Genomic DNA, 24236 nt, shown 5'->3' on the forward strand with positions numbered 1-24236 from the left:
AAATTTTAGCGAAAATACGCCGAGCTAAAACAATAAAATATGACAATTGTTAGGTTTTAAGATAAATGTGTTGAAATGTGAAAAATAGCATCGCCTTGATAAATAATGGGTGCATCATTTACATTAATAATATAGCCTTCATGAGGTGCTTTTACTTTATGTTCGATTTTCCCATAAGGGTCAGAAATAGTAGCCATTAATTCGCCCTTGTTTACAAAACTACCAATCGTAGTTAAACCATGAAACATACCGGAATATTTCGCTCTAATCCAACTAGATTTTTCGATGTAAATGGTTTTATTTTGAGGATTAGTTACTTTCTTTCTCGGATTTAACATCTCTAAATGATGTAAAAACCGTTTAGTTCCTTCCACCGCTTCTTCAGTAACTTGAAGATTTAAATCTAATGATTTTCCGCCTTCAAACAGCAACATTTTAACACCTAATTTATCGCAAGAATTTCGAAACGAACCTGAAATATTCTTCGAATACAAGGTAAAAGGCGCGTTAAAAACATCGGAAAGTTCTTTAAGTTCTGGATTTTCAGGTACAATTCTAATTTGCGGCGCATTAAATCGACTCGCGCCACCGGCATGAAAATCAATCGCATAATCCACGTGCGGAATAATATCTTTTAAAATATAATATGCAAAACGACTCGCTAACGAGCCTGTTTTACTACCAGGAAAAACTCGATTCAAATCGCGACCATCTGGAAATTCACGCGTTTGATTGACAAATCCGAAAATATTGATAATCGGAATACAAATAATTGTTCCGCGTTTTGGTTTGTTGATTTTTTGAACGATTAACTGACGTACAATTTCAGTTCCATTGATTTCATCACCATGCAAACATGCGGTGAATAAAACTGTTGGACCATCAAGTTTTGAACGTTCCACAATTATTGGAATTTTCAATTTGTTCATGGTGTGCAACTTGGCAATTTCCATGTTAATGGTTTTGCTTTCACCCGCTAAAATGGTTTCTTTAAGGATTACAAGTGGTTTTGAGGCTGTCATTTGGTTGATTCTAAGGTGTTAAAAATACGAAAAGTTCAAGAACAAGGGCAAGTCCAAGTTCAAAAATCAATATTTTTTTGGAACACAAATTGAAGAAATGATAAGTTTTAAAAGTAAAACGTTCGAAGTTTCGGACTCTGTGTAACTCTTTTCAACAGTATCAAAATCAAAAAAGCTCCGTGAGTCTCTGTGTAAAAAATAATGTTCCAAGACATCCGTAATACCCGCGTGCCAATTAAAACAATTCTCTTATCTTTGTTCTTTACTCTTTTCTTAAAAAATGCAAACACCATTAGAACTTCAAATCCAAACTTTACCCGATAATCCAGGTGTGTATCAGTATTATGATAAGGAAGGAAAAATTCTATATGTTGGGAAAGCGAAAAACTTAAAAAAACGCGTTCAATCGTATTTTACTAAGAATCACGACAATTATAAAACTTCGGTTTTAGTTAAGAAGATAGTTACGATAAAACACATTGTTGTTCCTACGGAAACCGATGCATTATTGTTGGAAAACAACCTGATTAAAAAGCTGCAACCGCGTTACAATGTCTTGCTTCGCGATGATAAAACTTATCCTTGGATTTGCATCAAAAACGAACGATTTCCAAGAATATTTTCCACTCGAAAAATGATTAAAGATGGTTCGGAATATTTTGGGCCGTACACAAGTTTTAAAACCGTTCATACGATTTTGGATTTGATTAAAGAATTGTATCCATTGCGAACTTGTACTTATGATTTATCGAAAGCTAATATCGATTCAGGAAAGTTTAAAGTCTGTTTGGAATATCATATTGGCAATTGTAAAGGTCCGTGTGAAGGGTATGAGTCATTGGAGCACTATCAAAGTCAGATCGAAAAAATCCGTCAAATATTAAAGGGAAATTTCAAAGAAAGTTTGAAAGATTTCAAGAAATTAATGACCGATTTAGCGATGGAAATGAAGTTTGAAGAAGCGCAAAAAATCAAAGAAAAAATTGAAGTTTTAGAAAATTACCAATCGCGTTCTACGGTTTTGAATCCGAAAATTACCAATTTGGATGTCTTTTCGATTATTTCCGATGAAACGATGGCGTATGTGAACTTTTTACAGATTTCACACGGAGCCATTGTACGTTCGCATACGTTGGAATTAAAGAAAAAATTAGACGAAACCAACGAAGAGTTGTTAGAATTAGCCGTAGTAGAATTGCGCGAACGTTTTCATTTAAATGCGAGAGAAATTGTAGTTCCGTTTGCGATTGATTTGGGCGAAAATATAAAAGTAACCGTCCCGCAATTGGGCGATAAAAAGCAAATTTTAGATTTATCGGAGCGTAACGCCAAATTTTATCGATTAGACCAATTAAAACAAATTCAAATTGTTGACCCAGAGCGACACACAAATCGCATCATGGCACAAATGCAGAAAGATTTGCGTTTATCAGTAGAGCCAAGACATATTGAGTGTTTTGATAACTCGAACATTCAAGGAACGAATCCGGTTTCGGCTTGCGTGGTTTTTAAAGATGGAAAACCGAGTAAAAAAGATTACCGTCATTTCAATATCAAAACCGTTGAAGGCCCAAATGATTTCGCTTCGATGGAAGAAGTGGTGTATCGTAGATACAAACGGATGTTAGATGAAAATCAACCTTTACCGCAATTGATTATTATTGATGGAGGAAAAGGACAGTTGTCTTCGGCTTTAAAAAGTTTGGATGATTTAGGTTTACGAGGAAAAATTGCCATTATCGGAATTGCAAAACGTTTGGAAGAATTATTTTATCCGGGTGATTCGGTGCCGTTGTATTTGGATAAAAAATCGGAAACCTTGAAAGTGATTCAGTATTTACGAAACGAAGCACATCGATTTGGAATAACGCATCACAGAGATAAAAGAAGTAAATCAGCTTTAACCAATAGTTTGGAAAGTATTCCGGGTATTGGAGAAAAAACGATGATTACTTTAATGAAACATTTCAAAAGTGTTAAAAGATTGCAAATTGCCGACGAAAAAGCTATTTCTGAAGTTGTAGGTGTTTCAAAAGCCAAAAAAATTTCCGACTTTTACAAGAAAAATACTCCTAAATAGAAATGAAAAAACTCCTCTTGTTTGTAAGCCTACTATTTCTAACCCAAATCAGCTTAGGACAAGAAAACCCGCGACCAAAAGTTGGACTTGTGCTTAGTGGTGGTGGTGCAAAAGGATTGGCACATATTGGCGTTCTAAAAGTAATCGATTCACTTGGTATAAAAGTTGATTATGTGGCTGGAACCAGTATGGGTGCGATTGTAGGTGGATTGTATGCATCTGGCTATAATGCAGAGCAATTGGATTCTATTTTTTCCAACGTTGATGTTGATGCTTTACTTCAAGATTTTACACCAAGAGGTTCGAAATCGTTTTATGAAAAGCGTAACGATGAGATTTATGCCTTAACACTTCCATTTAATAAATTCAAATTAGGCTTGCCTTCTGGTTTATCAAAAGGACTTTATAATTTTAATCTAATTTCTTCTTTAACCCAACATGTAAGTCACGTAAGAGATTTTGACAAGCTTCCAATTCCATTTTTATGTATTGCAACCGATGCAGAAACAGGTGAAAAAATTGTTTTAGATTCGGGCACTTTAGCTCAAAATATGATTGCAAGTGGCGCATTACCTACTTTGTATAGTCCAGTTGAAATAAACGGAAGGGTTTTAATCGATGGTGGTGTTGTGGATAATTATCCAATCGAGGAATTAAAAGCGAGAGGAATTGATATTATTATTGGAGTTGACGTTCAGGACGGGTTAAAAACAAGAGAAGAATTAAAAGGAGTTACTTCGGTTTTAGCGCAAATCAATAATTTTTCCATGATTGAAAAAATGGAAGGAAAGCAAAAAGCCACAAATATTTACATTAAACCCGATATCAAAGGTTATACAGTGGTTGCATTTGATAAAGGAGAAGAAATTATTGGAAAAGGAAAAGAGAAAGCCTTAGAGTTTGTTAGAGAACTAGCTCCGTTTGGAAATTCTAGTGCCAAAAATGATAACAAAATAGTTGTTCAAGATTCAATTTATATCAAGGATATCGTTTTTAATAAACTTGAAAATTATACGAGAGCGTACATTATTGGTAAATTAAAATTTAAAAGGAATACTAAAATTTCAATAGGTCAATTACAAAAGGGAATTTTAAATTTAAATGCCACTCAAAATTTTAGTGCCATTAATTATTCGTTTGAAAAAATGCAAGATGGCGATAAATTAATCTTGCAATTGAAAGAAAATGAGAATAATACGTTTCTAAAGTTTGGATTACACTATGATGATTTATTTAAAAGCGGGATTTTATTAAACTATACTAAAAAGCGATTAATTGCTAAAAATGATGTAGCTTCATTAGATGTTATTTTAGGTGATAATATCCGATATAACTTTGATTATTATATTGATAATGGATTTTATTGGAGCTTTGGATTCAATTCTAAATTAACTACATTTAATAGAAATATTACTAGTAATATTGCTGATGACGCTATTTTTAACACCACTGCAAGTGCCATTAATGTAGATTTTTTCGACTTGAGTAACCAGGCGTATTTGCAAACTATTTTTGCTCAAAAATTTTCATTAGGTGGCGGTTTAGAATTTAAATTTTTACGATTAGAATCGGAAACACTAGAAAACACAGATCCTGTTTTTGAAAGCAGTAATTATTTGTCGGTTTTCGGGTTTATGAAGTATGATTCGTTTGATAAAAAATATTTTCCAAGAACGGGTTGGAACTTTAATTCTGAAATACGTTCTTATATTTATTCATCTGACTATAAAAATAATTTTGAACGATTTTCAGTTGCCAAAGCTGATTTTAGTTTTGCACAACCTGTTTTTAAAAACATGACATTCAAACTTCAAACAGAAGGAGGTTTTGCGGTTGGAGAAAGAAGTGTTTCTTATTTTGATTTTATCTTAGGAGGCTACGGATTTCAACAAGTAAATAATATAAAGCCTTTTTTAGGGTATGATTTTTTGAGTTTGGCTGGAGACAGTTATGTAAAGCTTTTATTAACAGCAGATTATGAAATTTTTAAGAAGCATCATTTGAATTTTAGTGCTAACTTTGCTAATGTTGGAAATAAAATTTTTGACACCTTAGATACATGGTTAGTTGAACCAAATTATTCAGGCTATTCATTTGGTTATGGTATGGAAACGGTAATTGGGCCAGTTGAAATTAAACATTCTTGGTCGCCTGAAACAAAAGATCATCACACTTGGTTTTCAGTAGGATTTTGGTTTTAAAAAAAAATTACGATATTTGTATTGATGAAAAATTGGGCTGGCTTATTAGCATATTTGAAATTCCTCATCAAGAGAAATCCTGAGTGAGTTTTTTAGCGTGCCAATACTTTTCAAACTTCAGTTATAATTGGCACTTCGACATATTTACTTAATTGTCTAATAAAAACATATTATAATGCCAATATATCATAAATTGGGAAATATCCCTCATAAACGTCATATACAATTCCGTAAACCAAACGGTGATTTGTATTATGAGCAGTTGTTTGGAACGGTAGGTTTTGACGGAATGTCAACCAATTCGTATCACGAACAAAGACCAACTCAGGTTAAAGAAATCAGAAGACAATACAGTGTTGCACCAAAAATTGCAAAGGCAAATAATATTCAATCTTATAAACTAAGAGGATTTGAAATTGAGCCACAAGATGATTATCTAGAAAGTAGAAAAATTGTTCTAACGAATTCAGATTGTCACATAGTTTTAGCAGCACCAAGAAAATCAACAACCGATTATTTTTACAAAAATACGGATTCAGATGAAGTAATCTTCATCCATAAAGGAACTGGAAAACTAAGAACCATGTTAGGAAATTTAGATTTCAAATATGGCGATTATTTAGTAGTTCCAAGAGGAATGATTTACAAAATGGATTTCGATACCGAAGACAATCGTTTGTTTATTGTAGAATCACATTCGCCAGTTTATACACCAAAACAATACAGAAACTGGTTCGGACAATTATTAGAACATTCGCCATTTTGTGAAAGAGATATTCGTCGTCCAGAAGAATTAGAAACGTATAATGAAAAAGGAGATTTCGTAATTAAAGTTAAGAAAAAAGACGAAATTTTTGAAATGGTTTACGCTTCACATCCGTTTGATGTAATTGGATATGATGGGTTTAATTATCCATACGCGTTTTCAATTCACGATTTCGAACCTATTACAGGAAGAATTCACTTACCACCACCAATTCACCAAACGTTTGAAACAAATGCATTTGTAATTTGTTCATTTGTTCCAAGATTATACGATTATCACCCTTTGTCAATTCCAGCACCTTATAATCATAGTAATATTGATGCCGATGAGGTTTTATATTATGTAGATGGGGATTTTATGAGTAGAAATGATGTAAAACCAGGAAATATTTCGTTACATCCTGCTGGAATTCCTCACGGACCACACCCAGGAGCGGCAGAAAGAAGCATTGGTAAAAAAGAAACGTTAGAATTAGCGGTAATGGTAGATACTTTTAAACCTTTAATGGTTACAGAAGATGCCATGGGTATTGCTGATGATACATATTATCAATCTTGGTTAGAAGAATAAAAATTAAACACAACTTTTTGGTAAATAGTACCATTTTTAAAATATTAGAATCATGTCACAAGAAATAAAATCAGTAGAATACGGATTAGAAAAAATATTTGAAGGAGCACAAGACTTCTTACCTTTAATGGGAACAGATTACGTAGAATTTTACGTAGGAAACGCAAAACAAGCAGCTCATTTTTACAAAACAGCTTTCGGATTTCAATCATTAGCGTATGCAGGATTAGAAACAGGAGTTAAAGACAAAGCTTCTTACGTGTTAAAGCAAGATAAAATCCGTTTGGTATTAACCACTGCTTTAAATAGTGATTCGCCAATTGGAGAACACGTAAAAAAACATGGTGATGGAGTTAAAGTTATCGCTCTTTGGGTTGAAGATGCACGTCAGTCTTTTGAAGAAACTACAAAACGCGGTGCAAAACCATATTTTGAACCAGTAGTTGAAAATGATGAAAATGGAGAAGTAGTTCGTGCAGGTATTTATGGTGCTTACGGTGAAACTGTTTTCATCTTTGTAGAGCGCAAAAATTATAACGGAATCTTTTTACCAGGATATAGCGAATGGAAATCAGATTACAATCCAACATCTGTAGGATTAAAATATATCGACCACATGGTAGGTAATACAGGTTGGAATAGAATGAATGAAGCAGTAAAATGGTTCGAAGATGTTATGGGATTTGTAAACTTCCTTTCATTCGACGACAAACAGATTACTACAGAGTATTCAGCTTTAATGTCTAAAGTAATGAGTAATGGTAACGGAAGAATTAAATTTCCTATCAATGAACCGGCAGAAGGTAAGAAACGTTCTCAAATTGAAGAATATTTAGATTTTTACGAAGGAGAAGGAGTGCAGCACATTGCAGTAGCAACTGATGATATCATTTCAACTGTAGCTGAAATGCGCGCAAGAGGAATCGAGTTTTTAAGTACGCCACCTCAAGCATATTACGATGCAATTCCAGAAAGATTAAAAGACCACATGTCTAAATTTAAAGAAGATATCAACGAACTTCAAAAATTAGGAATCATGATTGATGCTGATGAGGAAGGTTATTTGTTACAAATTTTTACCAAGCCAGTTGAAGATCGTCCAACGCTTTTCTTCGAAATTATTCAAAGAATGGGTGCTAGAGGCTTCGGTGCAGGTAACTTTAAAGCCCTTTTTGAGTCAATTGAACGTGAGCAAGAATTGCGAGGTACGTTATAAAAACGACATTTTATTAACGATTAATCAAAATACAACGTTGTAGTAGTGTCATTTTTGATAAAAATATGTTAAAGTTGAAATTTAACTAAGAATAATTCAAAAAACATTTCTACATTTGCACTCGCAAAACAGGGAGGTAGTTTGCCTTGTTTTGACAATAAATTTTCATAATTTATAGTTTTTTGGTTGGTTAATAGCATAAAAACTCAGTCATATTTTTGACTGGGTTTTTTTGTTTTAGTATTTTTGGAACAGAAATTGCATTTTCATTTCTAAAAATGAATAAACTATGAAAAAAATCGTCTTGCTACTTATTCTTTTTGTTACTACAAACTCTTTCGTAGAACAAGAAAATGCATTTACAACGGGAGAGTGGTTTAAGCTCCGAATACATTATGGTTTAGTTAATGCTGGTTATGCTTCCTTGGAAATTAAAGAAGCTGTAAAAAACAATAAAAAGGTTCATCACGTGGTTGGAAAGGGCTGGACAGTAGGCATGGCTAAATTTTTCTTTGAAGTTGAAGATAATTATGAAAGTTATATCGACAAACAAACTGGAAAACCTTATCAGTTTGTTAGAAAAATTAATGAAGGTGGCTACACAAAAAATCAAGAAGGGTTTTTTAATCAAGATCGAAATACCGTTTTGGTGAAAGACTATAAACATAAAACCGAAAAGACTTTTTCTGTTCCAGAAGAGGTACAGGATATCGTTTCTTCATTCTATTATCTAAGAAATCATCCTAAAATTGACAAATTAAAAGTGGGTGAATCTATCACAATTGATATGTTTTTTGATGATGAAACCACAAAGTTTAAGTTAAAATTTATTGGTAGAGAAGATATAAAAACTAAATTTGGAAAAGTTTCTTGTATGATTTTTAAACCTTACGTGCAAGCGGGAAGGGTTTTTAAAGAAGAAGAAAGCTTAACCGTTTGGATTTCAGACGATGACAATAAAATTCCAATCCGTTTAAAGGCAAGTTTAGCTGTTGGTTCTATTAAAGCCGATTTAGAAGCTTTTAAAGGTTTGAAACACTCATTCAAAGTTAAAGTAGATAAATAATGGAAGTTACTCCCAAAATTAAAGAACAATTAGATCAACTTCATGATAAATTTGAAGCAATAAATCAAAACACATCCACTCATTTAGAAGGTTTGCTTTGGGCTAAACCCATTACGTATTGGGATTATATCCAAACCGATGCGCTTTTGAGTCTTCAAACCCAAAGAACTACTTTGCCAGACGAAATGGTTTTTGTGATGTATCATCAAGTAAACGAATTGTTGTTCAAAATGATTCTTTGGGAAATGAACCAATTGTGTCATAACGAAAAACCAACAACAGATTATTTTACCGAAAAATTAGGCAGAATAAGTCGTTATTTCGATATGTTAACTACTTCTTTCGATATCATGAAAGACGGAATGGAACCGGAACAATATCTTAAATTCAGAAATACATTAACTCCGGCAAGTGGTTTTCAATCGGCACAATATCGTTTAATCGAATTTAGTTCTACAGACTTAATTAACTTAATCGACAACCGTTTCCGTCCAACAATAGATAGAAATACGCCATACGAGCACGCTTTTGAACATTTGTATTGGCAAGCGGCTGGAAAAGATTATCATACTGGCGAAAAGTCCTATTTAATTCTAGAATTCGAAAGAAAATACAAAAAAGTTTTCTTAGATTGGATGGAAGAATACAACACGATTAACTTGTGGAGAAAATTCAAACAATTACCAGAAGCCGATCAAAAAAATCCTGAATTAGTAGCTGCGATGCGTCATTACGACAAAACAGTAAACATAACATGGGTAATGGGTCACTTTAATGCAGCAAAAAAATACATCGAGAGTGTACCAGGAAATCACGAAGCAACAGGAGGAAGCGATTGGAAAAAATACATGTTACCAAAATACCAAAAAAGAATATTCTTCCCTGAATTATGGACGAAAGAAGAATTAGATAACTGGGGAGAATAACCGCATTACGCACAAAACAAAAAACATTGAGATATTTAGTATTAGCCATTTTATTAGTTACTTTTTTTACCGCTTGTAATTCAAAAGAAGAATCAGAAAAAGCAAAAAAAACAGTTGTAAAAAAAGAACCAATTATTAAAGAGTACGGATTTACTTTTAACGACTTTAAAGTGGTTAGAGATACAATTCGTTCTGGCGATACTTTTGGTAAACTTTTAGAAAAATATCCGCTAAAAGACAGCTTACGAATTCATGATGTAACCGAAAAAGTAAAAGATTCGTTCAATGTAAGAAGAATTAAAGCCGGGAAACCATATATCATGTTTCTCGATAAGAAAAAGCCAAATACGCTTCAAGCTCTAGTTTATATAGAAGACAGAATTAATTTTACAGTTGTTGATTTTAGAGATTCTATAGTTGTATCTAACAAACAAAAGCCAACAACTTTAAAAAGAAGGGTTGTGGCTGCTGAAATTGAAGGTTCATTATCTGAAACTTTAAGCAATGCTGGAGTTAGTGCTGGTTTAGCCAATAAATTAGCCAATATTTATGCTTATACAGTCGATTTCTTTAAAATTCAAAAGGGAGATAAGTTTGCTGTTACGATAAACGAACGCTACATTGACGATTCTATTTATGTTGGAGTTGAAAGTATTGAAGCTTCTTATTTTGAACACAAAGGCAAAAAAATCTTCGCTTTTCCATATAAATTATCCGAAAATCAGAAATATGAAGATTTTTATGATGAAAACGGAAAAGGTTTAAAAAGTATGTTTTTAAAAGCTCCGTTGGATTATTTCAGAATTTCGTCTCGTTTTTCTGGAAGACGTTTCCACCCAGTTCAAATGCGTTTCAAAGCGCACAATGGAACCGATTACGCAGCACCTCATGGAACGCCAATTAAAACCACCGCTTCAGGCGTTGTAGAACGAACAGGTTATACCGCTGGAAATGGAAATTTCGTAAAAGTTCGCCATAGCTCAACTTATTCTACGCAATATTTACACATGTCAAAAATATCTGTGAGAAATGGACAACGTGTTTCGCAAGGACAAGTAATTGGTAAAGTAGGAAGCACAGGTTTGGCTACCGGACCACACGTTTGTTACCGTTTTTGGAAAAATGGCGTTCAAGTAGATCCGCTTAGGCTGAAATTACCAAATGCCGAACCGATGAATGAATCACATAAACAAAAATATTTAGCGCATATTGCTCCTTTAAAGAAAGAATTGGATAGTATAACTGCAGTAAAATTTAAAGAATAATGGCACTACCAAAAGTAAACCCGTCACAAACTGCCGCTTGGCAGCAAATACAATCACATTTTGAGAAAATGCAAGCAACTTCAATGAAAGATTTGTTTGCGTCTGATGTAAATAGAGCAGAAAAATTTCACATACAATGGAATGATTTTTTAGTAGATTATTCAAAAAATATAGTCAATCAAGAAACATTAGATTTATTATTTAATTTAGCCAACGAAGTCCAATTAAAACAAGCGATTTCAAGTTACTTCCAAGGCGATTTAATCAATCAAACCGAAAATAGAGCTGTTTTACATACCGCTTTACGTGCAAAAGAATTAGCCAATGTTTTGGTCGATGGCGTTAACGTAATGCCAGAAGTATATTCTGTAAAAAATAAAATCAAAAACTTCTCAAACGAAGTCATTTCAGGAAATAAAAAAGGATTCACAGGAAAACCATTTACCGATATCGTAAATATTGGAATTGGAGGTTCTGATTTGGGTCCAGCCATGATTGTAGAAGCCCTACAATTCTATAAAAATCATTTAAACGTTCATTTTGTTTCCAATGTTGATGGCGATCACGTTAATGAAGTAATCAAAAAATTAAATCCAGAAACGACTTTATTTGTTGTAGTTTCTAAAACCTTCACTACGCAAGAAACCTTATCTAATGCTGAAACTATCAGAAGTTGGTTCTTACAATTGGCTTCACAAGACGATGTGGCTAAGCATTTCGTAGCGGTTTCAACCAATATCCAAAAAGTAACTGAATTCGGAATTAATCCTGATAAAGTTTTCCCAATGTGGGATTGGGTTGGAGGTCGTTTTTCGTTATGGAGCGCGGTAGGTTTATCCGTAAGTTTAGCAGTTGGATTTGATAATTTCGATAAATTATTGAAAGGTGCCAACGAAATGGACGAACATTTCAAAAACGAGTCTTTCGACAAAAATATTCCGGTAATTTTAGCTTTATTAAGCATTTGGTACAACAATTTTTTTGGTGCCGAAAGCGAAGCTTTAATTCCGTATACCCAATATTTACAGAAGTTAGCACCTTACTTGCAACAAGGTATCATGGAAAGTAACGGAAAAAGTATTGGTAGAGATGGAAAACCAGTAAATTATCAAACGGGAACTATTATTTGGGGCGAACCAGGAACAAATTCGCAACATGCTTTCTTTCAATTGATACATCAAGGGACCAAATTAATCCCAACGGATTTCATCGGATTCAAACAATCACTTTACGGAAACAAAGACCATCACGACAAATTAATGTCAAACTTCTTTGCGCAAACCGAAGCTTTATTAATGGGTAAAACCGAAGTGCAAGTAAAAGCAGAATTCGAAAAACAAGGCATTTCAGGTGAAAAAGCCGATTTTCTATTACCTTTCAAAGTTTTTTCGGGAAATAAACCAACGAATACCATTCTAATCAATAAGCTTACTCCAGAATCATTAGGTGCTTTAGTTGCCATGTACGAACACAAGATCTTCGTACAAGGTATCATTTGGAACATCTTCAGTTATGATCAATGGGGTGTGGAATTAGGAAAACAATTAGCGAATTCTATTTTAGACGAAATCGTAACAAAAGAGGTTAAAAACCACGATAGTTCCACTTCGTTTTTGTTGAAAAACTATCTTTCTTAGTACTTAAGGTAAAATATTTCAATCCTCAATCAAAGATTGAGGATTTTTTATATCCTTCAATAGTATTTGTTAATCATTTATTAATTAATTGAAACATTTTAATAAATTTAATTTAACAGTAGAGCTACATTCATGTTAGAAATTTGCAGAAAATATTTAAAAAATATATCTGATGAAAATTTTTAAAAATGCTTTACTTTTTGGGTTTATGTTTATATCAGCCTTAAATGTGTTTTCTCAATCTAAGGTTACAGGAACTGTTATAGACGGAGAGTTTAATCAACCACTTTCAGGTGCAAGTATTACAATAAAAGGCACTGCAAAAGGCACTACAACAGATTTTGATGGTAAATTTGAATTATCAACTGAGGTTAAATCGGGACAAATTGTTATTTCATATTTAGGTTTTGAAACTAAGACGATTTCATTTAATATTTCTAATAACTCGGTAGACTTAGGTAATATCGTATTGTTAACAGACGCTAGTCAATTACAAGAAGTTGTTGTTATTGGTAAAGGAATTATTGACGTTGCTAAAGAGCGTAAGACACCAATAGCTGTTTCTACTATTAAAGCTGTTGAAATTCAAGAAAAAGTTGGTACTTCAGATGTAACACAAGCAATGGTTAATACGCCGTCTGTTTATGTCGCAGGACAATCTGGAGGTTATGGTGATTCAAGAATTACAGTTCGTGGTTTTCAACAAGATAATACAGCCTTTCTTTTAAATGGACAACCAATTAATGGAATGGAAGATGGTAAAATGTACTGGTCTAACTGGTCTGGAATGTCGGATATTGCAAATTTTATTCAAGTACAAAGAGGTTTAGGATCTTCAAAATTAGCTATTTCTTCAGTAGGAGGAACTGTTAACTTTGTAACAAAAGCTACCGATAAAAAAGAAGGCGGCTTTGTTTCAATGGGTGTTGCAAATAGCGATTATTTTAAATCTACAGCAGCATACAACACAGGTATGAATGCAAAAGGATTTGGTATGAGCATTATGATGTCACACTGGCAAGGAGATGGTTATAACCAAGGAACAAGAGGTGAAGGTCAAAACTATTTTATTTCTTTTGGATACAAACCAAACGATAAACATAATTTCAATTTCTTGATTACTGGTGCTCCACAATCTCACGATCAAAATTTCACAAAAACCATTAGTTCATATTTACAATATGGAAGAAAATATAATAACAATTGGGGAACTTTAAATGGTAATTATCTTTCTGAAAGAACAAATTTTTACCACAAGCCAGTAGCAAATTTAAACTGGGATTATAACATAAACGAAACAACATCTTTATCAACTGTACTTTATGCTTCTTGGGGTCGTGGAGGAGGAACTGGTAATTACGGTAGAGGGAAAAGAACTATTTCAGAAGGTTATGTAGATTTTGATGCAATTTATGCAAATAATATAGCAGATTCTGATGGAATTGGTTCTGCGGAAAGTTCAGATCCAAATAGAAACAATAATTATGTAATTAGGGCATCAATGAATAACCATGCATGGTATGGTTTAGTTACTAATTTCAAAAAAGAGTTAAATGAAAACTTAAATTTGAACTTTGGGTTGGATTTAAGAACATATAATGGTGATCACTATCGTCAAGTCAGTAATTTCTTAGGTCTTAATAGTTGGTATGAGACAAGAAGATTAAGAGATAATACACACTTTTCAAACAACTCTTTGCCTTTAGGAACTAATGCAGTTAACCAGTCTTATAATATCAATCCTTGGTATGCTTTCTTTAATTCTGCTGATGATAATCAAAAAATAGATTATGATTATAGCGAAACAATTTCTTACGGAGGAGTTTTCGGTCAAATAGAATATTCAAAAAACAATTTCTCAACTTTTTTCCAAGGAGCAATTTCTAATCAGTCACACCAAAGATTTGATTATTATGATTACCAAGATGAATTCCAAGATTCAGAAAAAGTTTCAAACGTTGGTTATAATGTAAAAGGTGGTGCTGCATATATTTTCGCTGAAAAACATTCAGTTTATGCAAATGCAGGTTACTATTCTCGTCAACCATACCACGATAACATATACTTAAACTTTACAAATCAAGTAAATCCATTAACTGAAAATGAAAAAGTATTAGGTCTAGAGGCTGGATATACTTTTAAATCGAAAATGTTTTCAGGAAGTTTAAATGCCTACAGAACTACTTGGGAAGATAGAGTTGTGACTACTTCAGTAGTTCAAGCTACTAATGGAACTATTGGTACAACTCCAGTACTTGCTGGCGATGTGATATTTACTGAAAATCAAGGCGTTAAACAAGTTCATGCAGGTTTAGAATTAGATTTTGTTTTCAAACCAACTTCAAATATAGATGTAAAAGGTTTTGTTTCTATGGGTAATTGGGAATATGCAGATAAAGCAATAAGCACAAAAAGAGACGAGAATTTAAACCCTTTATTAGTAACAGAAACAGATTTAGATGGTGGAAAAGTTGGAGATGCTGCTCAAACTACATGGGGATTAGGGGCTAAATATGAGTTTATTAAAAACTTTTCAATTGATGCAGATTGGAGAAACTATGATAAATTATATGCAAACGTTGCGGCTAAAGATAATTTAGAATTACCAAGCTATGATTTAGTAGATGCGGGTATTTCTTATAAAATGTTAGTTGGTAAAGACAAGCGAAATTCAATTAATTTTAGATTTAATATGAATAATATATTTGATGAAGTTTATTTGTCTGAATTAACATCTAATATTAAAACAGACGCATTTATTAGTGGTAACTCTGGTCCTACATACCAATCTGCCGGAAGAGTTTACAAAGGGATAGCTGATGGAAACCAAGGATATTTTGGTTTAGGAAGAACTTGGAATTTTACGTTGCGTTATAATTTCTAGTAATTTAAAGTTGATTACTACAACCTCTTATTCATTTTTTTGGGTAAGGGGTTTTTAATTTCCTATATTTGTAATTCACTTTAAAATAAATTAGGTATGTACGAAACTATTCAATCCGTTCACTCTATCTTAGCTTATGCCGCTTTAGGGCTTTTAGTATTAGCTTCAATTAATGCCATTTTTGGATTAACTTCTAAAAAATTATTTACCGACAAAGATTTACGTTTGTCTTTATTCACTTTAATCATCTGCCACATTCAATTGTTAGTTGGTTTGATTTTGTATTTTGTTTCTCCATTAGGTTCTGCTCAATTAGGAAACATGAAAGACGCTGCTATGCGTTTAACTTCGTTAGAACATCCATTAATTAACATTATCGCTTTAGTGTTAATCACAATTGGTTGGTCAAAACACAAAAAAGAAGAAAGTAACAACGGAAAATTCAAAAAGATTGCCGTTTTCTATACATTAGGTTTAGTGTTAATCTTATCAAGACTTCCTTGGGCTAACTGGTTCAACTAGTATTTGGTACAGTCTTTGGTAATAAGTTTACAAAATCAATAAATTATGAAGAAAAATATCCTAATAATAGCGTTTGTATTACTTGTTACTGCATTGGTAAGCTTTTCTAACGATACAAAATCTGGTTTCGTTAGAAAAGCTTCTTTATATGATACCGTTAAGAAAAAAGATTCCCTTCAACTTTTAGATTCGATAAAAAAATCAGACTCCATTCGAGTAGCCGATTCTATAGCCAATCTAAAAACTAAACTATACAAGAAAAACGTAGAAGCTTCGCATTATTCCGATAAATTAAATGGAAGAAGAACCGCAAGCGGACAAGTTTTTAGTAATAAAAAATACACGGCAGCACATAAAACGCTAAAATTTGGGACCAAAGTAAAAGTCACCAATTTAGCTAACAACAAAAGCGTCATCGTAACCATCAACGATAGAGGACCTCATACTAGAGGAAGAGAAATCGATTTGGCAAAACGACCATTTTTAGATATTTCGCACAATAACGGTCGCTCACTTTTACGTGTGAGCTTAGAAATCGTAGAATAATTATTTCAATTTACTCCCTTTTGAAGCCCACCAAGGCACCGTTTCCACAACTAATCTTCCTGCTTTAACCGCTGGGTCAAGATTCGCCAAACTATCCGCTTCTTTCATGGTTTCAGTGTTGAAAAGTAAAAATCCTGCAATAGTTTCATGTTTATCAGATGGACCAGCGATGCTAATTTTATTTGTTTTTGCTAACCAATTGATGTGTTCCATGTGCTTTTTCTGAATTTCCGCCGCTTCTTCTTTAGAGTGTTCACGATTCGGGCCTTTTTTTAGCATCACTAAAAAATATTTCTGCATCACATAAGTTGTGTCGCCTTCTTTGTAGCTAAAGGTTTCGTGATTGGTTTTCGGTTTGTCAGGATAAATTACGGTGTTTGAACCGCAAGAAAACAATATAACTACTGCCAATATTCCAAAAAGTGCTTTCATTTTACCAAGATTTAAAAGGATTATTACTTAAATAAGCATTGTAATAACGTTCGTCAGAAGTGACTTCTTTCCCTAACCAATTCGGTTTTTCAAAAGATTCAGTTTCTGATTGCAGTTCAATTTCTGCCACGATTAAACCTTCGTTTTCACCTGCAAAAACATCAACTTCATAAGTATGTTTTCCCAAAGGAACTTCGTAACGAACTTTATCAATAGCGCCTTTTTCGCAGAGTGGCAACAATGCTTCGGCTTCTGAAATTGTAATTTCTTTTTCCCACTCAAAACGGCTCATGCCCGATTCGTTTCCTTTGCCTTTTATCGTTAAAAAACCTTTGTTACCTTTGATTCTAACTCTAACGGTTCGCTCTGGATTCGAATTCAAATAGCCTTGAACAATTCTAAACTGAGCCGTGCTTTCTGATATAAAATCGGTTGCTGTAACTAAAAATTTGCGCTCTATTTCTGTCAAAATTTAATATTTATTTAGGCATCTAAATTACTAAAAAATACTTTCTCTTTGTATCTTTACGAATCTATGACCAAAATTATGAATTTATTTACAAGTAAAAATCATCTTTCTCCCGACGAAATTCTTAAGAAATATTTTAACGAATTGCAGTTGTGGCGCAACGAAGAAAACGAAATTGATATTTTAGTTCAATTGGTTAACGCTATTCGTCCAAGAAATCCAAAAAAACCAGAACAAATAAGTCTTTTTCCTATTATCGAGTTTTTTACAATTAACAATGAGGAACGAATCAACTTTGTGGCGTATTTGCAAACGGTTTTACAAAGTAAAAATTTCGATGCCATTTTAACCGATGCCGGAATTCTTCAGGATACCGATTTTTTCTACGAAGTTAAAAAGCGCGTTTTTGCAAAAGTTTTACCGTATCAAGCACCAAAAGATACTTTGCAATATGTTTTAAATCAGGTTTTTTATGTGGATTCTGATCCGGTTTGGATAAATAAGATTCCGATTGCTGAGTTAGAAATCCTTTTTGAATTGTTTCAATTTGAGACAATCTACGAAACTGTTGCTGTCAATTCGCCTTTGTATGAAGTAATGCAAGCCATCAATCTACTTTCGCAAAGAACCAGCGGAAGAGCTTTAGAATCTGACGTAATGAAAATGGTGCCTGAATATGCAGGTTTGGAAAGTCCGTTTGCGGCTTTTGAGAAAGAATTGTACGCTATAGAAAATACAATTCGCAACAAAGAATCTGAATTTTACACGAATTCATCCGACATCAATTACAAGCAATTGTTGGTGCTGTATAAGCAATGTAACGAATTTGTTGAGAAAGCTTTTCAAAACTCTTCTAAATACGGAATTTCACTACGTGTGAACCAAAATTTGTTGCGCATCAAACAACAATTGTATCGTGTTGGCGTTTTGATGCCGCTTTTAGTAATCGATAAACCCGAAGACAAAAAAGCAAAATCAATTGAATTAGCGATAAAACTCATTAAATACAATTGTTTAAAAACCAACGTTAGAAAGTTATTTAACGAAAGTACGCAATTGTTGTCGTACGAAATCACGCAACATACCGCAAAAACAGGCGAGCATTACATTACCGAATCTAAAACGGAGTATTTCAAAATGTTATATGCAGCCCTTGGTGGAGGATTGATTGTGGGATTTTTATGTATTTTTAAATTGTTGCTTTCAAAAATTGAAACTTCTGATTTTGGTCATGCTTTTTATTACAGTATGAACTACTCTTTTGGTTTTATTGCGATTTATATTTTAGGATTTACCTTAGCAACCAAACAACCAGCGATGACAGCCGCAGCGTTAATTAGCGCTTTGGAAGATGGTTTAAAAAAGCAAGCCAACGGAGATGGAGAAAAACACAAAAGTTTCGCTATTTTATTTGCTCGATTATTCCGTTCGCAGTTTATTGCCTTTGTTGGAAATGTTGTAATGGCTTTTCCTGTGACGTTTTTAGGAATTTGGTTAATCGATTTAGCGTTTGATTACAATATTGCCGAAACCAAATGGGAAAAACTAGTCACAGATTTAAGTCCAGTGCATTCCATGGCGATTTTTCATGCGGCAATTGCCGGTTTTTTCTTGTTCTTGTCTGGAATTATCTCAGGAAGTATTGCAAATCGCGATAAGCATTTTGATGTGTATTACCGAATCAAAGAACATCCATTACTAAAATTGAATTTCGGAAAAGCAAAAGCCGAAAAAATCTCGAAATGGTACGAACGTTATTGGGCAGGAATTATTTCCAACTTTTGGTTCGGAGTTTTTCTTGGAAGTACGGCTTCTGTAGGTTTGTTTTTAGGACTGAATTTAGATATTAGACACATTACATTTGCTAGCGGAAACTTGGCCTTAGCTATTTACGGTGCCGATTATATGGTGAACAATGCAATGTTGTTTTGGGGTATTTTAGGTATCGGAATTATTGGTTTTGTGAACTTTTTAGTAAGTTTTGGTTTGTCGCTTGGATTGGCGTTTCGTTCCCGCAATATTCCGTTGGCAGAGTTACGCCCGATTATTACTTCGATAAAGCAACATTTCTTTAGAAAACCAATGAGTTTCTTTTTTCCTACCGAATAATTTATGAGCGAGCACTACCGAAAAATAATTCACGTGGATATGGATGCGTTTTATGCATCGGTAGAGCAAATGGATAATCCAGAGTTGAAAGGAAAACCATTGGCGGTTGGTGGAAGCGAAGTTCGTGGTGTAGTTTCAGCAGCAAGTTACGAAGCGAGAAAATTTGGAGTTCGAAGTGCGATTAGCGGTATTCAAGCCAAGAAATTGTGTCCCGATTTAATTTTTGTGCGACCACGATTTGACCGTTATAAAGAAATTTCAAAGAAAATCAGAAAAATATTCCACGATTACACCGATTTAGTCGAACCATTATCGCTCGATGAAGCCTATTTAGACGTTACCGAAAACAAAAAAGGCAATCCCAGCGCGACATTAATTGCACAAGAAATTCGAAAACGTATTTTTGAAGAAGTTGGGTTAACCGCCTCCGCAGGAATTTCCGTTAATAAATTCGTAGCTAAAATCGCTTCCGATTACAACAAACCCAACGGACAAAAAACGGTAAATCCAGATGAAGTAGAAGCGTTTTTAGAAAAATTAGACATTAAAAAGTTCTACGGTGTTGGAAAAGTAACGGCTGAAAAAATGTATCAACTGGGTGTTTTTACGGGTTATGACTTAAAGCAAAAACCGTTAGAGTATTTAGAGAAACACTTTGGCAACAGCGGTTTTCATTATTACCAAATTGTGCGTGGCATTCATAACAGCGTGGTTAAACCAAATCGTAAGATAAAATCAGTAGGAGCGGAACGTACTTTTGGAGAAAATTTATCTTCCGAAATCTTTATGGAAGAACGTTTGCAAAGTATTGCAAAAGAATTAGAAAAACGCCTACAAAAAAGCAAAATCTCAGGAAAAACCATCACCCTAAAAATAAAATACTCCGATTTCACCTTACAAACCCGAAGCAAAACGTTGCCTTATTTCGTAAGTGATAAAAACATCATTCTAGATGTTGCCAAAGATTTACTCTACCAAGAACGCCTAAGAAACTCCGTGCGACTACTAGGAATTTCCATCCACAACCTAAACAACGAAGAAAAAACAAAAACTGAGTTGCTTCAAAAAAGTGTTTCTGTGCAATTGAAGTTTGAGTTTTAGTTAATTAAACAAGCGTTAAAGTTGTTTTTTCTAACTTATTGCTTCATTTTTCTTTTTAGTTTTAACCCAAATTACAAGGGTATGGAGTTTAAAGTTTACGATGCAGCGTTTGCAAAACAGTATGAAAATGGCGCTATAAAAGCAATGCCGTTAGTGTCTTGGGATATTTATTCTCAGTATTTGTTGCAAACGAATGTGTTGCTTCATGATGTGAATTCATTACATCAAATAGCTAATAAAAATCAATGGAAATCGGTTTGGGATTACAAAGAAAGTTTACAAGATGAAACCGTTATTGTGGTTACCGATGCGCAATTAAAAATTGTCTTCGCCAGTAAAAACATCAAAAAAATGAACGGTTACGAAGCGCAAGAAGTCATTGGAAACTCACCAAAAATGTTTCAAGGCGCTAAAACCGATTTACAAGTAAGCAACGAAATCAGACAAGCCATTCTTAAAAAAGTACCGTTTGAGAAAAACGTAATCAATTACTGTAAAGATGGTTCGGTTTACAATTGTCATATCAAAGGATTTCCAATTTTCAATCATAAAGGTGAAGTAATAAACTTTATCGCGTTTGAAAAAATAGCGGCTTAAAACGAAGATATATAAAACAAAAACGAGTGCTAAAATTATCTTTAGCACTCGTTTTTTATGTTGAAATGAGATTATTCTATTTCAGAAACTCTTAACGTATTTACCATTCCTTTTGCTACGATAGGCATTGCGGCTAAGTTTACCACCATATCGCCTTTTTTTACGTATTTCTTTTCTTTACAAATCGTGTTGATATCGTCGATGGTGTCATCTGTACTTACTAATTTGTCGTAAAAGTACGCTCTAACACCCCACAACAAGTTCAATTGCGTTAAAATACGTTTGTTAGAAGTAAATACCAAAATGTGTGATTTTGGGCGCCAAGCCGAAATTTGAAACGCCGTGTAACCTGAATTGGTCAACGTTGTAATCGCTTTCGCATTAATGGTATCGGCCATTTGAGCCGCGTGATAACAAATCGATTTGGTAATATAACGTTGGTTTTTTACTTGTGGTTGCGATAACGGCACTTTAATTAATGGCGAATCTTCTACACTTTCAATAATACGCGTCATGGTTTCAATAACTTCTACAGGATAATTTCCTACTGAAGTTTCTCCTGATAACATTACGGCATCAGCTCCGTCCATTACCGAGTTCGCTACGTCATTTACTTCGGCACGTGTTGGTGTTAATGAGGTAATCATCGTTTCCATCATTTGTGTCGCCACGATTACTGGAATACGAGCTGTTTTTGCTCTATGAATCAATTTTTTCTGAATCAACGGCACTTCTTCCGCAGGAACTTCTACACCTAAATCACCACGAGCTACCATCAATCCATCACAAAAAGCTACGATTTTATCAATGTTTTCAACAGCTTCTGGTTTTTCAATTTTGGCAATAATTGGAATTTTATGATCGGAATGTTCAGCAATTAAATCTTGTAAATCTTCTAAGTCATTTGGTGTTCTTACGAATGATAATGCAATCCAATCCACATTATTTTCGATGGCAAATTTAGCATCGCGAATGTCTTTTTCAGTTAAAGCAGGTAATGAAACTTTTGTGTTAGGTAAGTTTACTCCTTTTTTAGATCTTAAAGGACCTCCTTGAACTACTACTGCTTCAACTTCAGTGTTTTTATCGGTTTTAGTAACTTCGAAAATTAATTTTCCGTCGTCTAATAAGATTCTTTCTCCAGGATTTACATCTTTTGGAAATTCTTTGTAGTTCATGTACACTCTCGAAGCTGTTCCTAAGATGTCTTCAGCTGTGGTGAAGGTAATTTTATCTCCTTTGCTTACGACTACATCTTCTTTCATAACGCCAACACGTAGTTTCGGACCTTGTAAATCACCTAAAATGGAAGTTGTGTAACCAAACTCTTCATTTAGTTCTCTAATCATCTGGATGCGTTCTGAAACGTCGGTATAGTCGGCATGAGAAAAGTTAATTCTAAATACATTAACTCCAGCATCAATCATTTTTTTTATCACTTCTTTTGTGCTACAGGCTGGGCCTAACGTAGCTACAATTTTAGTCTTTTTATTTGTTGGCATTTTAATTAAAAAATTAAATTATTTTTAGATTTTAAGTTTGTTGTATCAACGGAATAAGCAGTGGTTACATTTTTGATTTTCAATATTTTTTCGATAATTTCATCGGTATCAAAACCATAATCGATATTTTCAATCTTAATCAAATAATCTGCTTTTTTATATTCTGGAAGTAAAAAAACGGTGATGTCAACTTGTTCAAAAAGGGAACTCGTTCGTTTATCTGAATTAATAATCGTGGTTTTATTTTCGATTAAGGTCCAAATTACATCGTTCTTTTCATCATCAAAAGCGAAATTCTCAAAAGAGCTTTTTCCTTCTGGTATTGCGATTTCTACGTAGTTATCATTTTTTTGTAACTGCAATCCCAATTCCTTGTTTAAGCAATACGCTAATTTGTAATCTTCTAAAGATGAATGTAAGGCAATTAACTCATAATCATCTGAAATAAAATCGTTTATTTGAATTTTATGAATGGCCATTTTCCAAAATTAAGGGGTAAATATAAGGCTAAAAATCGTTAAAAACTACCTGTTTGGTAGTTCTTAACGATAATTTATAAACTCAAACGTTTGAGTAGTGGATTATTTATTCGAAATTTTTTCTTGAAAGACAAAATAGGCTCTTTGTGCCGCTTTTTCTTCTGCTTTTTTCTTAGAAGTTGCTCTAGCTTTAGCGATAATTTTATTGTTAATCGACAATTTTACGCTGAAATATTTTTGTCCTTCTTGTCCGTTATCTTCGATAAAATCAAAGGCGAATGGTGCTTTTTCTTTTTGACACCATTCGATAATTAAACTTTTGTAGCTGATAACTTTACCTTCTAATTTAGCAATGTCAACATATTGTTTAATGATTTTATTTTGAATGAATTTTTCGCAATACGTAAAACCTTTATCTAAATAAATAGCACCAATAAATGCTTCAAACAAATTACCATGAATGTTTTCGCCAAACTGACTCGAATTGACTTTGCTTTCTACAAAACTCACTAAATTAAAATCACGCCCCAGTTCATTCAAATGTTCTCTACTAACAATTTTCGATCGCATTTTTGTCAAATAGCCTTCATCTCCAGAAGGAACTTCGTTGTATAAATGGGCTGCAATAACACTTCCTAACATGGCATCGCCAAGAAATTCTAAACGCTCATAATTAAACGGATTTCCTTTTTCATCGAGTTTGTTCGCCGAGCGATGGGTGAATGCTTTTTTGTAATATTTTAATTCATTTGGTTGAAAACCGAGAATTTTGGTAATTTTTTCAAAAAAAATCCCGTCTTCTTGAGAACGGGAATTTTTTCGTATTTTATTAAATAAACGACGCAT

General features: G+C 33.5%; 20 protein-coding genes. 14 read left to right on the forward strand and 6 right to left on the reverse strand.

Annotated features, from left to right (window positions below; genetic code table 11):
- Positions 1 to 56: 56 nt before the first annotated feature.
- Positions 57 to 1022 carry a succinylglutamate desuccinylase/aspartoacylase family protein gene (locus tag B0I03_RS06295; RefSeq protein WP_111566608.1) on the reverse strand — a complete coding sequence of 322 codons (966 nt, stop codon included), beginning with the start codon at positions 1020 to 1022 and terminating at the stop codon, positions 57 to 59.
- A 280-nt stretch (positions 1023 to 1302) separates the two neighbouring features.
- Between B0I03_RS06295 and uvrC the strand changes: the two genes are divergently transcribed.
- The 11 genes from uvrC to B0I03_RS06350 all read left to right on the forward strand — a co-directional run bounded on the left by uvrC (position 1303) and on the right by B0I03_RS06350 (position 16701).
- A complete protein-coding gene (gene uvrC / locus B0I03_RS06300) occupies positions 1303 to 3102 on the forward strand; it encodes an excinuclease ABC subunit UvrC (RefSeq protein ID WP_111566609.1) in 1800 nt (599 codons plus the stop codon).
- Between the two features lie 2 nt (positions 3103 to 3104).
- The gene (locus B0I03_RS06305) at positions 3105 to 5303 is read left to right on the forward strand and encodes a patatin-like phospholipase family protein (protein WP_111566610.1); all 2199 of its coding nucleotides are present in this window, start codon (positions 3105 to 3107) and stop codon (positions 5301 to 5303) included.
- Between the two features lie 175 nt (positions 5304 to 5478).
- A complete protein-coding gene (locus B0I03_RS06310) occupies positions 5479 to 6639 on the forward strand; it encodes a homogentisate 1,2-dioxygenase (RefSeq protein WP_111566611.1) in 1161 nt (386 codons plus the stop codon).
- Between the two features lie 52 nt (positions 6640 to 6691).
- Positions 6692 to 7855, forward strand: coding sequence for a 4-hydroxyphenylpyruvate dioxygenase (gene hppD, locus B0I03_RS06315; RefSeq protein ID WP_111566612.1), 1164 nt, complete (start codon positions 6692 to 6694; stop codon positions 7853 to 7855).
- Positions 7856 to 8144: 289 nt separating this feature from the next.
- On the forward strand, positions 8145 to 8921 hold the full coding sequence (locus tag B0I03_RS06320) for a DUF3108 domain-containing protein (protein WP_111566613.1): 777 nt from the start codon (positions 8145 to 8147) through the stop codon (positions 8919 to 8921).
- Entirely contained in the window at positions 8921 to 9847 is a 927-nt protein-coding gene (locus B0I03_RS06325) for a tryptophan 2,3-dioxygenase family protein (protein WP_111566614.1), read from the forward strand. The genes B0I03_RS06320 and B0I03_RS06325 overlap by 1 nt, the downstream gene beginning before the upstream one ends.
- A 26-nt stretch (positions 9848 to 9873) precedes the next feature.
- The gene (locus B0I03_RS06330) at positions 9874 to 11112 is read left to right on the forward strand and encodes a M23 family metallopeptidase (RefSeq protein WP_111566615.1); all 1239 of its coding nucleotides are present in this window, start codon (positions 9874 to 9876) and stop codon (positions 11110 to 11112) included.
- Entirely contained in the window at positions 11112 to 12749 is a 1638-nt protein-coding gene (gene pgi, locus B0I03_RS06335; RefSeq protein ID WP_111566616.1) for a glucose-6-phosphate isomerase, read from the forward strand. The genes B0I03_RS06330 and pgi overlap by 1 nt, the downstream gene beginning before the upstream one ends.
- A 172-nt stretch (positions 12750 to 12921) precedes the next feature.
- Positions 12922 to 15633 carry a TonB-dependent receptor gene (locus B0I03_RS06340; protein WP_111566617.1) on the forward strand — a complete coding sequence of 904 codons (2712 nt, stop codon included), beginning with the start codon at positions 12922 to 12924 and terminating at the stop codon, positions 15631 to 15633.
- A gap of 96 nt (positions 15634 to 15729) precedes the next feature.
- Positions 15730 to 16155, forward strand: coding sequence for a hypothetical protein (locus B0I03_RS06345; RefSeq protein WP_111566618.1), 426 nt, complete (start codon positions 15730 to 15732; stop codon positions 16153 to 16155).
- Between the two features lie 45 nt (positions 16156 to 16200).
- Positions 16201 to 16701: a septal ring lytic transglycosylase RlpA family protein gene (locus B0I03_RS06350; protein WP_111566619.1), complete on the forward strand. Its 501-nt coding sequence runs from the start codon at positions 16201 to 16203 to the stop codon at positions 16699 to 16701.
- On the opposite strand, the gene B0I03_RS06355 is transcribed toward B0I03_RS06350, so the two are convergent.
- Both B0I03_RS06355 and B0I03_RS06360 read right to left on the reverse strand, forming a co-directional pair.
- Positions 16702 to 17133, reverse strand: a complete 432-nt coding sequence (locus tag B0I03_RS06355) for a YciI family protein (RefSeq protein ID WP_111566620.1) — start codon at positions 17131 to 17133, stop codon at positions 16702 to 16704. It abuts the gene before it with no gap.
- Between the two features lies 1 nt (position 17134).
- On the reverse strand, positions 17135 to 17602 hold the full coding sequence (locus tag B0I03_RS06360) for a CYTH domain-containing protein (RefSeq protein WP_111566621.1): 468 nt from the start codon (positions 17600 to 17602) through the stop codon (positions 17135 to 17137).
- A 78-nt stretch (positions 17603 to 17680) separates the two neighbouring features.
- On the opposite strand from B0I03_RS06360, the gene B0I03_RS06365 reads away from it, so the two are divergent.
- From B0I03_RS06365 to B0I03_RS06375, 3 genes are all read left to right on the forward strand, one after another.
- Entirely contained in the window at positions 17681 to 19711 is a 2031-nt protein-coding gene (locus B0I03_RS06365; protein WP_111566710.1) for a recombinase, read from the forward strand.
- A 3-nt stretch (positions 19712 to 19714) separates the two neighbouring features.
- Positions 19715 to 20812, forward strand: a complete 1098-nt coding sequence (dinB, locus tag B0I03_RS06370) for a DNA polymerase IV (protein ID WP_111566622.1) — start codon at positions 19715 to 19717, stop codon at positions 20810 to 20812.
- Positions 20813 to 20893: 81 nt separating this feature from the next.
- Entirely contained in the window at positions 20894 to 21409 is a 516-nt protein-coding gene (locus tag B0I03_RS06375) for a PAS domain-containing protein (protein WP_111566623.1), read from the forward strand.
- Between the two features lie 71 nt (positions 21410 to 21480).
- Here B0I03_RS06375 and pyk read toward each other — a convergent pair whose 3' ends face one another.
- The 3 genes from pyk to rnc form a co-directional block, all read right to left on the reverse strand.
- Positions 21481 to 22911, reverse strand: coding sequence for a pyruvate kinase (gene pyk, locus B0I03_RS06380; protein ID WP_111566624.1), 1431 nt, complete (start codon positions 22909 to 22911; stop codon positions 21481 to 21483).
- A 5-nt stretch (positions 22912 to 22916) separates the two neighbouring features.
- Positions 22917 to 23390, reverse strand: a complete 474-nt coding sequence (locus B0I03_RS06385; protein WP_111566625.1) for an IPExxxVDY family protein — start codon at positions 23388 to 23390, stop codon at positions 22917 to 22919.
- A gap of 102 nt (positions 23391 to 23492) precedes the next feature.
- A complete protein-coding gene (gene rnc / locus B0I03_RS06390; RefSeq protein ID WP_111566626.1) occupies positions 23493 to 24236 on the reverse strand; it encodes a ribonuclease III in 744 nt (247 codons plus the stop codon).

This window comes from Flavobacterium aquaticum (assembly GCF_003259835.1).
GTDB classification, from domain to species: Bacteria; Bacteroidota; Bacteroidia; order Flavobacteriales; family Flavobacteriaceae; genus Flavobacterium; species Flavobacterium aquaticum.